Here is a 12,957-nt window from a genome sequence, read left to right on the forward strand (position 1 = left end):
CTCCGCGCAATCACATCGCTTGGGGATTCGTGCAGAGAATCCCTAGCGGGGTTTTTTCATGGCCGACTGGATGCGAGCGGCTCAGTGATTGCCCAGATACAACTGCGCCATGCGCTCATCGGCCAGCAGCCCGTGTGCGGGGCCCTGCAGCACGCACCGCCCCTGGTCCAGGATGTAGCCCTGCTGGCTGATCTGCAGCGCCTGGCGCGCGCGCTGCTCCACCATCAGCACCGCCACGCCTGCGGCGGGCAGCTTCTGCACCATGTCAAACACCTTGCCCACCAGCGAGGGCGCCAGCGCTGCCGTGGGCTCGTCCAGCACCATGATGCGGGGCGACGGCATGAGGGCCCGCGCAAAGGCGAGCTGCTGGCGCTCGCCGCCCGAGAGGTTGCTGGCGGGCTGAGGCAACCGTTCCACCAGCGCCGGAAAGTCGGCCAGCACCTCGTCCATGCGGCGCTTGATGTTTGCCACGCCGCGCACCACCAACAGGTTCTCGCGCACGGTGAGCGACGGGAACACATTGGCCACCTGCGGCACGTAGGCCAGCCCGGCGTCAAAGCGGTCTTCGGCCGACAAGGCCGTGATGTCGCGCCCACCCAGGTGGATGGTGCCCGCCACCCGTGGCAACAGGCCCAGCAGCGCCTTCACCAGGGTGGATTTGCCTGCGCCATTGGTACCTGCAATGGTCACAATCTCGCCCGGCGCCACGGCCAGGTCAATGCCGTGGATGATGTCCACCTCCGAATACCCGCCGCGCAATTGCGCGATCTGCAGCAAGTTGTCTGCGCCGCTCATACCACCCCTCCCATATAGGCTTCCTGCACACGCGGGTCGTCCAGCACCGTGTGCGGGTCGCCCTCTGCCAGGATGGAGCCCCGGTCCATCACGATCATGCGGTTGGACAGCGACTTGAGCGCCTGCAGGTGGTGCTCGATCACGATGAACGCAATGCCCTGCCCGTTCAGCTCACGCACGCGGTCGCAAATTTCTTCGATCAGCACCGGGTTGACCCCGGCAAAAGGCTCGTCCAGCAAGATGCAGCGCGGGTCCAGCATCAGTACCCGGCCCAGCTCTACCAGCTTCTTTTGCCCGCCCGAGAGGCCCCCCGCCTTCACATCGCGCACCCGCGCCAGGTTCAAAAACTGCAGGATGCGGTCGGCCTTGATGGAGAGCTGCGCCTCGTGCTCGCGCAGGCTGCGCGTCTGGAAGAAGGCATTCACCAGCCGCTCCCCTTGCGGGTTGGCGGCAGCCGCCATCAGGTTCTCGTGCACCGTGAGGCTCTTGAACTCGCGCGGAATCTGGAACGTGCGCACCAGCCCCAGCCGCGCGCGGCGGTAGGGGGGCATGCGGGTAATGTCCTGCCCTTCAAACTGGATCTGCCCCGCATCCGCTGGCTGCTGCCCGGCAATGGCCGCAAACAATGTGCTTTTGCCCGCACCGTTGGTGCCTGCAATGCCCAGAATCTCGCCCCCCCCCAGTTGCAGCGACACACCGTCCACCGCCTTGAAGCCCCCGAACTGCCGCGTGACGGCCTCCACCTTCAGCATCGTTGTTGCTGTCATTGGGTTTTGCCTCCAAACAGGCCGTTGGGCTTGTACAGCGTGACCAGAATCAGCGCCAGGCCCACCGCAGCCAAACGCAGGCTGGCCATGCCAACTTCTGACACGCCCGGCACCCAGTCCTTGGCAAAGCGCGAGCCCTCCAGAAACACCATGAGCAGCAGCGAGCCAAACACCGCGCCGCGCACCGTGCCCGAGCCGCCCATCACCAGTCCCATCCACACATAAAACGTGATGAGCGGGATGAACTGCTCTGGCGTGATGAAGGTGATGAAGTGCGCATAGAACGCCCCCGCCACGCCAGCCAGCGCCGCCCCCAGCATGAACACCTGCACCTTGAACCAGGCCGGGTCCTTGCCAAGGGCCGACAACGCGGGCTCATCGTCGCCAATGGCCTTGAGCAGCCGCCCAAACGGGCTGGCCGCCAGGCGCACCGTGCCCCAGGCCACCACAGCAACCACCGCCAGCAGCGTGGCAAAAATCGCCATGTCCGACACACCACTGCCCCAGGACGCAAACAGCTTGGGCAAGCCGGGCAAGCCCTGCACGCCCTTGGTCAGCCAGCTTTCTTGCTGGATGGAGATGCGCACCGCCTCCGAAAAACCCAGCGTCACGATGGCCAGGTAGTCATCGCGCAGTCGCAGCGACAGCAGGCCAATGGGCAGCGCCAGCAAGCCCGAGAGCACAGCCGCCGCCACAAAACACAGCACCAGCGGCACGCCTTGCAGCGCCAGCAGGCCCGAGGTGTAGGCGCCCACGGCAAAGAACGCCACCACGCCAAAGTTGACCAGCCGGGTCAGGCCGAACTGCAGGTTCAGGCCCAGCGCCAGCAGACAGTAGATAAGGGCCACGATGCCAATGGCACACAGGTAAGCAATCATCGGTCGAACTCCTTACCGCACCAGTTGCACGCGGCCCATGATGCCCGCCGGGCGCACCAGCAGCACCAGGGCCAAGACCACAAACGACAGCACCAGCTTGTACGACGGCCCCATCAGTGGCACCGCCAGCTCTTGCGCCACACACAGCAGCAGCGCACCCAGCACCGCGCCCATCGGGCTACCGATGCCGCCCAGCACCATGGCCGCGAAGGCGGGGATCAGGCTCTCCCACCCCATCTCGGGGCTGACCACGGCCTTCATGCCCAGCAATACGCCGCCCAGCGAGGACAAGGCACCCACCAGCAACCAAAGGCTCAGCATCAACCCATTGGCACGGATGCCGCTGGCCCGCGCCAGGTCCGCACTGTCAGCCACGGCACGCAGCTGTCGGCCAAAGCTGGTGCGATAGATCAGCACAAACACCACCAGCAGGCAAACGGCGGCCACCGCCGCAATGGCCAGGTCGGTGGGCAACACGCGAATGCCACCAAAGTTCCAGGCGCGCACCAGGGGCAGGTCAAACGTGCGCTGGTCATGCCCGGCAAAAAAGCCGATCAGGCTGCGCAGCAAAAACCCGAGGCCAATGGCCGCGAGCATGGACGACACCATGGGCCGCCCGGCCAGCTTGCGAAAGATCAGCGTGTACGAGCCCGCCGACACCACGGCCGTGGCCGCCATGCTGATGAGCGCCGCCGCCCACAACGGCCAGCCCCCCAACAGCTGCACCGCCACGGCAGCGTAGGCGCCGGTGGTGAGCATGTCGCCCGTGGCTGCGTTGGGAAAGCGGTTGACGCCCATCACCAGGGTCATGGCCAGGGCAGGCAGTGCCACCACCAGGCCTTCGATCAATCCGTTGATCAGCAGGTTTACAAAGTCGATCCAGGTCATTGCGTCATTCCGTCATCCCGTGCACATCAGCGCTGTGCGCCGCAAAAAAATGCCCGGGGCCTGCACCTGGCAGGCGCACCGGGCGCGGTCCATCACATCGTGATGGACACCACGTCGCGCCGCACCAGCTGGCCCTTTTCGATGATGAACACGCCAAAGTCCGGCGTCACATCGCCCGCCTTGTCAAAGTCCAGCTTGCTCGATGCGCCTTCGTAGTTCACCTTGGCCTTCTTAGCCAGTTGCGCCTTGCCTTCGGCAAAGGTGAACACGGCCGTGCCGGGGGCGTTGGAGACATCGCGCATCTTGGCGTTGATCTGCTCTACCGTGGCCTTGGGGCCTGCAGCCTCCATGGCAAGCGCCAGCGAGATCACCATGTCGTACGCCATGGCGGCGTAGATGTTGGTGGAGGCCGCCTTGCCCGTGGCCTTGGTGAAGGCGGCATCAAATTGGGCGTAGGAGGCGCTCTTTTCGTTGGACACCGTGTCCACCGAAATGATGCCTTCACACACCTCTGCGCCCAGGGCCTTCACCAGATCGGGGTTGGCCGCCCAGCCGGGGATGATCCACTTGGTATCGGCACCGGACTGGAACCACTCGCGCAGGATGATGGTGGTGTCGGGCAGGTACGAGCCCATCACGATCACATCGGGCTTGGCCGCCAGAATCTTCTGCAGCTCGCTGCGGTAGCTGGGGCGGCTGGGTTCGTAGGTGACATGGGCCGCCACCTTGCCGCCGCGTTTCTCCCAGGCCTTGGTGAAGCCTTCCACGTTGCCCAGGCCGGACGCGTTGTTGAACGCCATCGTGGCCGGGCGCTTGAAGCCGCGCTTGGTGCAGATCTCGGCAAAGGCCGCGCCAAAGCGGTCGTTGGTGGCCTGAAAGCGCCACACCAGGTCCTTGGTGTCCAGCGTGGAAATGGCGGGCGCGCCCGACACGTTCATCTGGATGATGCCTGCCGCATCCGTCAGCGGCATCACTGCCAGCGTCACGCCCGAGGCCCAGGTGCCCAGCACCGCCTGCACCTTGTTCACCTCGATCAGCTTTTTGGCGGCCAGCACGGCCGCGTCGGGCTTGGTCTGGTCATCTTCGGTGAAGAGTTCGAGCTTGCGTCCACCGGCACCGCCCGCGGCATTGACCTCATCCACGGCCAGGCGGATGGCCTGCTGCATGCCCGGGCCGTAGGGGCTGCCTGCGCCGGTGATGGGCGTGAGCGAGCCAATCCGAAACACCTCACCTTGCTGGCTGAAACCGATGGAGGGAAGGAACTGCAGAGCCGCTGCGGCGCCGCCGAGCTTGACGAAATTTCTACGTTGCATGGTGATCTCCGGTAGGGGGATGGGATGGGGGTGAGGGGGTGAAAGGGACTCAAAGGGTGTTCTTGACCCACACGCCGTCCTTGGCGATGGCGCGAATGCGCTCGCCCTGGTTCAGCAGGCAGGTGATGTCGGTGAGCGGGTTGCCATCGACCAGCAAGATGTCGGCAATGGCACCGGCCGTGACTTCGCCCAGCTGGCCTTGCTGGCCCAGAATCTCCGCGCCAATCAGCGTGGCCTGTTGCAGCACCGGGCCATTGCCCAGAATCTCCGCGCGCAAGCGCAACTCGTCCGACTGCAGGTAATGCGTCTCGGCCAGCAAGTCGCTGCCCAGGCCCATCTTCACGCCCGCCTTGGCCAGGATCTCAATGGCCTGCTTGCCCTGGCCGCGCACCGAATCGATCTTGGCAATCGACACCGCAGGCAGGCCATAACGCTCGCCCTCGTTGGCCAGTCCCTCGTAGGTGATGAGCGTGGGCACCATGAAAGCCCCCATCTCGGCCATGAACTCTGCCGTGGGCGCATCCACCAGATTGCCGTGCTCGATGGTGCGCACGCCGCAGCGCACGGCGCGGGCGATGGCGCGGGGCGTGTAGGCGTGGGCCATGACATAGGTGTTGGCATTGGATGCCTCTTCCACAATGGCGTGCAGCTCGGCCTCGGAGTAGCCCAGGTTGCCAATCGGGTCGTTGGGCGACGCCACGCCGCCCGATGCCATCACCTTGATCTGCGTGGCACCCTTCAAGATTTCCTCACGCACCGCCAGGCGGCAGGCGTCCACACCATCGACCACGCGGCCAATGTTGCCCAGCTTGTAGGCGCACGAGCACACATCCAGGTCATCGTTGCGCTGGCGGAAGTCCGCATGCCCGCCGGTTTGCGACAGCGCCTTGCCCGCAGGGAAGATGCGAGGCCCCTGCACCAGCCCCGTGCGCACCGCCTCGGCCAGCGACCAATCCGCCCCGCCCGCATCGCGCACGGTGGTAAAGCCCCGCTCCAGCATGCCCTTCATGATGGGCAGCGAGCGCATCATGGTGAACACATTGGGCATCTTGGCCACGGCGCCAAGGTTGAACGACGACGCCACCACGTGCACGTGGCAGTCGATCAGGCCGGGCATGAGCGTCATGCCGCGGGCGTCCAGCACCGTGGCGCCTTCGGGGGCCACCAAGTCAGCCCCCACGGCGGCAATGCGCCCGTCCTGCACCAGAACGGACAGGCCGGTGCGCAAAGTCAGGGCATGCACATCCAGAACGCGGCTGTTTTCAATCAACAAAGTGGTCATGAGCAAGGTCAAGAAGGTGTCAGAAGCGTGATGGAGGACTTCCGGAATACTCATGGCCTGCAAAGTGCAGGCCACGGGCGTCAGGGATGAATGTCATGGCCTCAAGTTGGTGCAGCGCACCATCTCTCAGAGGTAAATCCATGACATCGATATGTCACAAGATGCATTTATCAGGCCAATTGCCCTTGGCCGCAACGCCTAAAATCTCACCCACCCATGAGCAGCACTCATACCAAGGGATAACCCTATGCGCCGCCTCTGCCCCACGATTTCAGAGCTGAACGCCTTTCACTCTGCCGCCAAGCACCAAGCCTTCACCATGGCCGCGCGCGAGCTGTGCGTAACGCAAAGCGCCATCAGCCGCCACATTGCGGCGCTGGAGGACTACCTGGGCCAGAAGCTGTTCATCCGCAAGGCCACCGGGCTGGAGCTGACCGAGGCGGGCGCCACCTACCTCAACGCCACCCGCCCCGCCATGGCCGCGCTGGAATCGGCCACGGCACAGCTCATGTCGTACGGGGGCGATGGCGGCTCGCTCAACCTGTCCGTGCCGCCCACGTTTGCGGCGCAGTGGCTGTTTCCGCGCCTGGGGCACTTCAAGCGCACACTGCCGCAGGTGTCGCTGAACTTTGTGCGCTACCAGCACGCGCACGACTTTGCGACCCCGCACGAATTCGACGCCGCCATCCAGTACGGCTACGGCAACTGGCCCAGCGCCAATGCGCGCTACCTGATTGGCAAGGAAACCAGCATCGTCTGCAGCCCCCAACTGCGCGACACCCTGCCCTTGCACACCCCGCAAGACCTGATGCGAGCCACGCTGCTGCAACACATCGAAGTGCCCCTGGCCTGGCAAGACTGGATGGAGGCCAACGGCCTGGACACCAGCGCCAGCCGCTTTGGGCCAGGTTTCAATCTCTACTCGCTCATCATCCGCGCCGCCGTCTCAGGCTTTGGCGTGGGCATAGTGCCCACCTGCCTGGTGGAAGACGAGCTGCAGGCAGGCACTCTGGTAGAGCCCTTGAAAAACCGTTTTGACAGCCCGCTCGGCTACTACCTGTGCGCGCCCACAGCCCGAACCAATTTGTCGGTGTACCGGCTGGTGGCCGGGTGGCTGGAGCATTGCTGCAACCATGGGGAAGGGGCTGCTGCGCCTGCGACTGCAGAGGCTGGGGCGGGCTGCATTTTTTGCGCGCCACAGCAAGGTGCTAACGGCGCCAACGCATTCACCACTGCTGCAGCCATGGCGGGTTGACTAGGCCAGCGCGATGGCGGCGCCGGGCATCGCGTGAACAGTCATTAATAAAAATGCCTCTAGCGCTTATAGATAAAGCGCAAACAGCTATCAATTAGATAGCAAACACCTCTTGCGTCCACCAGCCAAGAGAGGCCTCACTTGGCTCGGCATTGAGAAGAAGTGTGCGACACCAAGGAGTAATCGAACTCCGCATCGATGGAGATGCACGCCGCCTCAGGTAATGAGGGTGCAAACCACGCCACCACTTCGGCACCGTTTTCAGCATCGCGAAAGAAACGGTCGACCTTGGACCATTCCACCTTGAAGCTCTCGCTGTCTCTGCAAAACATTCGGGTGCTGATGTAGCTCTTGCTGGAAACGACGTAGCTGTATTCCACCACTGGGAACTGGCCAGTGAACTGCCGAGTGCCTCTACCTACTTGCACTGGGCGGCTGTCAATTTTGAGGAACCGCACCGGTGTGCTGAGGTAGGCGCATGGGGTAACTGGTGGGGTCAGAAAGACGGGGGCAAGGGATGCGCCGATGACCGCGACCAAGGCGATTGCGAGGGGGATGGCGAGGATGCGGCGATTCATTGGTAAGGCCTGACGAGGCTGCAGAAATGGATTTCACACGACCACTGACGACACGTGGCACACCACATTTGACGATGCCGATAGCAATTGCGGTCCTTCGATAACCGCTGTCGCAGATGAGGTGGTAAGGGTAACTACATCACTAAACAATGTAGGGAGAAGGCTTACCCGTTGGAGTCATTCACACTTGATCTAGATAGCAAAAGCAAAACCTGAGCCCATTCAGCTAGGACACCCTAAAGACTCGGTTCATCATTAGTTAGGAAAAATCCATCTCGAAACACTCTTCTAAGTTCAGCACGCCGCTGTGAAAAAAACGGAAAATTATCCACAACATCCTGAATACTACTGGTAACTCTCACCAAGTAGCCATCGCCCATTTTTTCAATTGAGAAACCCGATGCAGATATTGCATCAGCATGGACTTCATCAGAAAACTCATTCCCATAAAACATTCCCCAACCAATGTTAGGCACATCTGGCTTCAACGCCGAATTGAAAGAGCCTATCTGAAAACTATTATTCATTTCATGAACACCAAGCTCAGGTGGCGTAAAAATATGCAGCATTCCGATTTGCGGCGGAAAAATATCGCACCACTCTCTAAACAAAGAGAGCCAATCAACCTTCTCACTATATACGGAGCTCAAAGAAATTGAGCCAGGAACGATTTGCCCTCTCATATTTCGAGTTGTATGAACAACGCTGCCCATAGATTTTAGCGATCTACTTCTTTTCCAGGCAAAGTCTAGGTAAAAATCAGTTGAAACCCCGTTATATTTAACGGAAGCACGAGAGGCCCAATATTTCTCGCAAGACACCTTCCCCAAGAAAGGCTCAGTGAATCTATCAACGTTATTTGATATTCTCCCTGGAAGCAACCACTCTCCATTCAAACCAAGAGACTCAAGAAGTCGTTCTCCATTTTTCCAATCGATCGTTTCTGTCTTTGTTCGAATAGCCAACTCTACATATGAGTTCATAAAATCAAAATTCTATTAAATTATCGCCAATTGCACCCAAAACAACTGCAACTACCACCCACCATTTCACGGGTCCGTCCGGAGTCAGGTCTTCTCTTTTGCTTCCAAATTTTTCTACGCTACATTCTGATTCAGGCGTTAAATATTCGGTACTGGCAGCTATCGAAAAATAGCATCTATCGCCTTCCGTCCACCAGCTACCGACACCCCAAAAAATCAGGCCCGCGATGGCGGGCCTGCGAAGGTGAATGCAGTTGATATCCGCTTTAGTGCGTCAAACAAACAACCCCTTGTACTGATCCCGCAGCAGATTCTTCTGCACCTTCCCCATCGTATTGCGCGGCAGCTCCGCCACCACAAAACACTTCTTCGGAATCTTGAAGTTGGCCAGCTGCGACTTGAGCTGGGCCACGATGGCATCGGCATCCAGCTTGGCGCCGGGCTTGGCAATCACAACAGCCACGCCCACCTCGCCAAAGTCAGGGTGAGGCACGCCGACCAAGGCGCTTTCGGCCACGCCAGGCATGTCGTTGATGTAGCCCTCGATCTCTGCGGGGTAGACGTTGTAGCCGCCGCTGATGATGAGGTCTTTGCTGCGCCCAACGATATGGGCATAGCCGCGCTCATCGACTTTGCCCACATCGCCGGTCTTGAAGTAGCCGTCCTTGGTGAACTCTTCCGCCGTCTTTTCGGGCATGCGCCAGTAGCCCTTGAACACGTTGGGGCCCTTGACCTGGATGCCGCCGATCTCGCCCACGGGCAGGTCTTTGCCGTCGTCGCCCTGCACGCGCAGGCTGACGCCCGGCAAGGGGAAACCCACGGTGCCGCCACGGCGTTCATCCTGGCCTTGGTAGCGCTTGTCAGCGGCGTAGGGGTTGCTGGTGAGCATGATGGTTTCGCTCATGCCGTAGCGCTCCAGAATGGTGTGGCCGGTGCGTTGCTGCCATTCCTTGAAGGTTTCGATGAGCAGCGGTGCAGAGCCTGCGATGAACAGGCGCATGTTCTTCACGGCGTCTTTGTTCAAGCCCGCCTCTGCCAGCATGCGCACGTACAGCGTGGGCACGCCCATGAACACTGTTGCGCGGGGCATGGCGGCGATGACGGCCTTGGGGTCGAACTTGGCCATCCAGATCATCTTGCTGCCGTTGATGAGCGCGCCGTGGATGGCGACGAACAGGCCGTGCACGTGGAAGATGGGCAGCGCGTGAATCAACACATCCCCCTTCTTCCAGCCCCAGTAGTCCTTGAGCATGACAGCGTTGCTGAGCATGTTGCCGTGCGTGAGCATGGCGCCCTTGCTGCGGCCCGTGGTGCCGCTGGTGTAGAGGATGGCGGCCAGGTCGTCGGCGCTGCGGGCCACGGCCTGGTGCTCGTCGCTGTGGTGGGTGGCGCGCTCGAGCAGGCTGCCGGTGCGGTCGTCGCCCAGGGTGAACACATGCTGCGTGCCCAGGGTGAAGGCAATCTTGCTGACCCAGCCGAAGTTGCCGGGGCTGCACACCACCACGGCGGGCTCGGCGTTGCCGATGAAGTATTCGATCTCGGCGCTTTGGTAGGCGGTGTTGAGCGGCAAGAAGACGTAGCCCGCACGCAGCGTGGCCAGGTACAGCGCCATGGCTTCGACCGACTTTTCGACCTGCACGGCCACGCGGCTGCCCTCGGGCAGCTTGAGCGATGCGAGCAGGTTGGCGATGCGGGCGCTGGCGCGGTCCAGGTCGCGCCAGGTGTAGAACAGCGGGGAGCCGTCTGCGGCCGTGGTTTCGACGGCGGTGCTGTCCAGGTCAGACGGGAAGGCGGCGCGCAAGGCGCTGAAGAGGTTGTGTTGGCTCATGGCAATTCAGGAGTAACGGAGGTGAGCGGTTGAGGAAATGGTGAGCTTTGAATGAAGCGGTTGATGGATTCGGCGCAAACTGGGTGGAAGCGTTCGAACAGATTCTTTCGACGGGCTCAGGACAAGGGGCGGCGACAAGCCTGTGCAAACCTCGCGCCAGGTTTCGACAAGCTCAACCCGAACGGATATTTGAGGTTCACAGAGGCGCGTGTTCGCCATCCCACCCTCATTGCGGGCTCCGCCCGATCAGATATTTCAAGTTCACAAAGGCACTCTCAATCAAACTGGGGCGAACGCTTTTCTAGAAAGGCGGTGATGCCTTCGCGGTGCTCGGGGCTGTCGGCATAGGCGTAGGGGTCTTGCGGGCCGTTTACTATCATTTCAATAGCTGCTTGCGCTTTACCAGCCTGCGCTAGCGGCATTTTTAATGCCCTAAGCACCTGCTTGTTCATGCGGGCGGCACCGGGGGCCAGGGCGGCGATGCGGCGGGCGCTGCCCAGGGCTTCGGTGGCGACCATGTCGTCGGCCACCACACGGCTCAAAAAGCCGCGCGCCTGCATGTCTGCGGCGTTGAAGGTGGCGGCCTCCAGCAACATTTGGCGGGCCGTGACATCGCCCACAGCGCCTGCCACCAATTGCGCCTCGCGCGGGGCCATGGGAAAGCCGAGCTTGGCAATGGGGGCGCCAAAGCGGGCCGATGCACCAGCCACGCGCACGTCACAGCAGCTGGCAATCTCTACCCCCGCGCCCATGCAGGCGCCGCTGATGCTGGCCACGATGGGCACATCGCACTGGAGCATGGCATTCAACCCGCCCCACACGTCGTTTTCATGAAAGTCGCGCAGCGCTGCGGCATCGAAGCGAAAGCCGGGGTATTCCGAAATATCGCCCCCCGCGCAAAACGCCCCGCCCTCGCCCGCGATGAGCGCACAGCGCGCATCGGTGCGGCGCTGCACGTCTTCAAACACCGCACGCAGTTGCCGCCACATCGGGCGCGACATGGCGTTCAGCCGCCCGGTGTGGCGCAGCGTGACATGCACCACACCGCCCTCACCGACTTCCATCAATACTTCACCCGACATGTTGGCAACCCATCCACTTGTGCAAGCTACTCATATCCGTAGGCATTCAAAAATACAAATCCGTTCACTGAGCGCAGTCAAAGCGCCGCGCAAGGCTTCGACAAGCCTGTGCTGAGCCTGTCGAAGAGCTCAGCCCGAACGGTTTGGGTTCTGATGAACTGAACACAAATCCGTATCAGCCTTCAGAGCCCGCGCGGCCCCATCACCAGTGCCACCGTGGAGCTGGCTCTGCCAGGCCACCGGTGGCGTCCCCCTTTGAGGGGGATGGCGCAAAGCGCCTCAGGGGGCTAATCCAGTTTCGCGCCAGAGGCCTTGACCACCTCCGCCCAGCGCTTAACCTCGCTGCTCACAAACGAACCAAACTGCTGCTGCGTCATGCCGCCGTAGTCAGCGCCGTTGGCGGCCCAGATGGTCTTGAGTTCATCGAAGGTGCCCAGGCGCTTGGCTTCTTCCACGATGCGCGCTTGCACATCGGCGGGCGTGCCCTTGGGGGCCCACAGGCCGTACCAAGTGGTCACGGTGTAGTCGGGCAGGCCCACTTCGGCGGCGCAGGGCACGTCGGGGAAGGCCGGGTTGCGCTTGGCACCCGACACCATCAGCGCCTTGATGCGCCCACCCTTGATGTGCGCGGCCGACGAGCCCAGGCCGTCAAACATCATGTCCACATTGCCGCCAATCAAGTCTTGCAGCGCCGGGCCTGCGCCACGGTAGGGAATGTGCGTGATGAAGGTGCCTGTTTGCTGCTTGAACAACTCGCCCGCTAGGTGGTGCGATGTGCCCGCACCGGCCGAGCCGTAGTTGAGCTTGGCGGGGTTTTTCTTGACGTGGTCGAGGAACTGCTTGAAGTTGGTCGAGGGTATCTTGGGGTTCACCACCAGCACCTGGGGCACGCGGGCCAGCAAGGCCAGCGGGATGAAGTCTTTCTCGATGTCGTAGTCGAGCTTGGGGTACATGGCGGGTGCGATGGAGTGGTGCACGCCGCCCATGAACAGCGTGTAGCCATCGGCCGCCGCACGGGCTGCAAAGCTGGCCCCCACGGTGCCACCTGCGCCACCCCGGTTGTCAATCACCAGCATCTTGCCGGTGGACTTGGAAAACTGCGCCGCCAGCGGCCTGGCAAAGGCGTCGGTGCCGCCCCCGGCCGGAAATGGCACCACCAGGTTCACTGGCTTGGAGGGCCAGGCCGATGCCTGCGCCCACAGGCTGCCCGTGCCCAGCAAACCCAGGCCCGTGCCAGCGGCTGCGCGCAGCAGTTGGCGCCGCTGCAGGTGTTGGCGCTGCAGGTTGTTGTCTCTCGTCATTCCTTGT

12 protein-coding genes are annotated in these 12,957 nt (G+C 61.9%); 1 reads left to right on the plus strand and 11 read right to left on the minus strand.

Features of this window, described 5'->3' with window-relative positions; all coding sequences use genetic code 11:
• Positions 1-81 precede the first annotated feature (81 nt).
• The 6 genes from CLU86_RS09660 to CLU86_RS09685 all read right to left on the minus strand — a co-directional run bounded on the left by CLU86_RS09660 (position 82) and on the right by CLU86_RS09685 (position 5,923).
• Positions 82-795, minus strand: a complete 714-nt coding sequence (locus tag CLU86_RS09660) for an ABC transporter ATP-binding protein (RefSeq protein WP_099741466.1) — start codon at positions 793-795, stop codon at positions 82-84.
• Complete coding sequence (locus CLU86_RS09665) at positions 792-1,562, minus strand: ABC transporter ATP-binding protein (protein ID WP_099741467.1); 771 nt, start codon at positions 1,560-1,562, stop codon at positions 792-794. The genes CLU86_RS09660 and CLU86_RS09665 overlap by 4 nt, the downstream gene beginning before the upstream one ends.
• Positions 1,559-2,440 (minus strand): branched-chain amino acid ABC transporter permease, encoded by an 882-nt coding sequence (locus CLU86_RS09670; RefSeq protein ID WP_099741468.1) that lies wholly within the window; start codon positions 2,438-2,440, stop codon positions 1,559-1,561. Before CLU86_RS09670 ends, CLU86_RS09665 begins: the two co-directional genes overlap by 4 nt.
• Positions 2,441-2,452: 12 nt before the next feature.
• Positions 2,453-3,328, minus strand: coding sequence for a branched-chain amino acid ABC transporter permease (locus CLU86_RS09675; protein WP_099741469.1), 876 nt, complete (start codon positions 3,326-3,328; stop codon positions 2,453-2,455).
• A 92-nt stretch (positions 3,329-3,420) separates the two neighbouring features.
• Positions 3,421-4,641, minus strand: coding sequence for an ABC transporter substrate-binding protein (locus CLU86_RS09680; protein WP_099730657.1), 1,221 nt, complete (start codon positions 4,639-4,641; stop codon positions 3,421-3,423).
• A gap of 49 nt (positions 4,642-4,690) precedes the next feature.
• Positions 4,691-5,923, minus strand: a complete 1,233-nt coding sequence (locus CLU86_RS09685; RefSeq protein WP_099741470.1) for an amidohydrolase family protein — start codon at positions 5,921-5,923, stop codon at positions 4,691-4,693.
• 247 nt (positions 5,924-6,170) lie between these two features.
• Between CLU86_RS09685 and CLU86_RS09690 the strand changes: the two genes are divergently transcribed.
• Complete coding sequence (locus CLU86_RS09690) at positions 6,171-7,178, plus strand: LysR substrate-binding domain-containing protein (RefSeq protein WP_099741471.1); 1,008 nt, start codon at positions 6,171-6,173, stop codon at positions 7,176-7,178.
• 137 nt (positions 7,179-7,315) lie between these two features.
• Here the strand turns inward: CLU86_RS09690 and CLU86_RS09695 are convergent, their stop codons facing one another.
• From CLU86_RS09695 to CLU86_RS09720, 5 genes are all read right to left on the minus strand, one after another.
• Entirely contained in the window at positions 7,316-7,756 is a 441-nt protein-coding gene (locus CLU86_RS09695) for a hypothetical protein (RefSeq protein WP_099741472.1), read from the minus strand.
• Positions 7,757-7,992: 236 nt separating this feature from the next.
• Entirely contained in the window at positions 7,993-8,739 is a 747-nt protein-coding gene (locus CLU86_RS09700; protein WP_099741473.1) for a hypothetical protein, read from the minus strand.
• A gap of 274 nt (positions 8,740-9,013) precedes the next feature.
• Positions 9,014-10,567, minus strand: coding sequence for a malonyl-CoA synthase (locus CLU86_RS09705; protein WP_099741474.1), 1,554 nt, complete (start codon positions 10,565-10,567; stop codon positions 9,014-9,016).
• Between the two features lie 275 nt (positions 10,568-10,842).
• Positions 10,843-11,649: an enoyl-CoA hydratase/isomerase family protein gene (locus tag CLU86_RS09710; protein WP_099741475.1), complete on the minus strand. Its 807-nt coding sequence runs from the start codon at positions 11,647-11,649 to the stop codon at positions 10,843-10,845.
• Positions 11,650-11,936: 287 nt separating this feature from the next.
• The gene (locus CLU86_RS09720; RefSeq protein WP_099741476.1) at positions 11,937-12,950 is read right to left on the minus strand and encodes a tripartite tricarboxylate transporter substrate binding protein; all 1,014 of its coding nucleotides are present in this window, start codon (positions 12,948-12,950) and stop codon (positions 11,937-11,939) included.
• Positions 12,951-12,957 lie beyond the last annotated feature (7 nt).

Source organism: Acidovorax sp. 62, assembly GCF_002754495.1.
Classification (GTDB): domain Bacteria; phylum Pseudomonadota; class Gammaproteobacteria; order Burkholderiales; family Burkholderiaceae_C; genus Acidovorax.

What these genes read in the sequence shown, in the direction of transcription:
- CLU86_RS09660 (WP_099741466.1), bottom strand. Translation starts at nt 795, where the DNA reads ATGAGCGGCGCAGACAACTTGCTGCAGATCGCGCAATTGCGCGGCGGG.
- CLU86_RS09665 (WP_099741467.1), bottom strand. Translation starts at nt 1,562, where the DNA reads ATGACAGCAACAACGATGCTGAAGGTGGAGGCCGTCACGCGGCAGTTC.
- CLU86_RS09670 (WP_099741468.1), bottom strand. Translation starts at nt 2,440, where the DNA reads ATGATTGCTTACCTGTGTGCCATTGGCATCGTGGCCCTTATCTACTGT.
- CLU86_RS09675 (WP_099741469.1), bottom strand. Translation starts at nt 3,328, where the DNA reads ATGACCTGGATCGACTTTGTAAACCTGCTGATCAACGGATTGATCGAA.
- CLU86_RS09680 (WP_099730657.1), bottom strand. Translation starts at nt 4,641, where the DNA reads ATGCAACGTAGAAATTTCGTCAAGCTCGGCGGCGCCGCAGCGGCTCTG.
- CLU86_RS09685 (WP_099741470.1), bottom strand. Translation starts at nt 5,923, where the DNA reads ATGACCACTTTGTTGATTGAAAACAGCCGCGTTCTGGATGTGCATGCC.
- CLU86_RS09690 (WP_099741471.1), top strand. Translation starts at nt 6,171, where the DNA reads ATGCGCCGCCTCTGCCCCACGATTTCAGAGCTGAACGCCTTTCACTCT.
- CLU86_RS09695 (WP_099741472.1), bottom strand. Translation starts at nt 7,756, where the DNA reads ATGAATCGCCGCATCCTCGCCATCCCCCTCGCAATCGCCTTGGTCGCG.
- CLU86_RS09700 (WP_099741473.1), bottom strand. Translation starts at nt 8,739, where the DNA reads ATGAACTCATATGTAGAGTTGGCTATTCGAACAAAGACAGAAACGATC.
- CLU86_RS09705 (WP_099741474.1), bottom strand. Translation starts at nt 10,567, where the DNA reads ATGAGCCAACACAACCTCTTCAGCGCCTTGCGCGCCGCCTTCCCGTCT.
- CLU86_RS09710 (WP_099741475.1), bottom strand. Translation starts at nt 11,649, where the DNA reads ATGTCGGGTGAAGTATTGATGGAAGTCGGTGAGGGCGGTGTGGTGCAT.
- CLU86_RS09720 (WP_099741476.1), bottom strand. Translation starts at nt 12,950, where the DNA reads ATGACGAGAGACAACAACCTGCAGCGCCAACACCTGCAGCGGCGCCAA.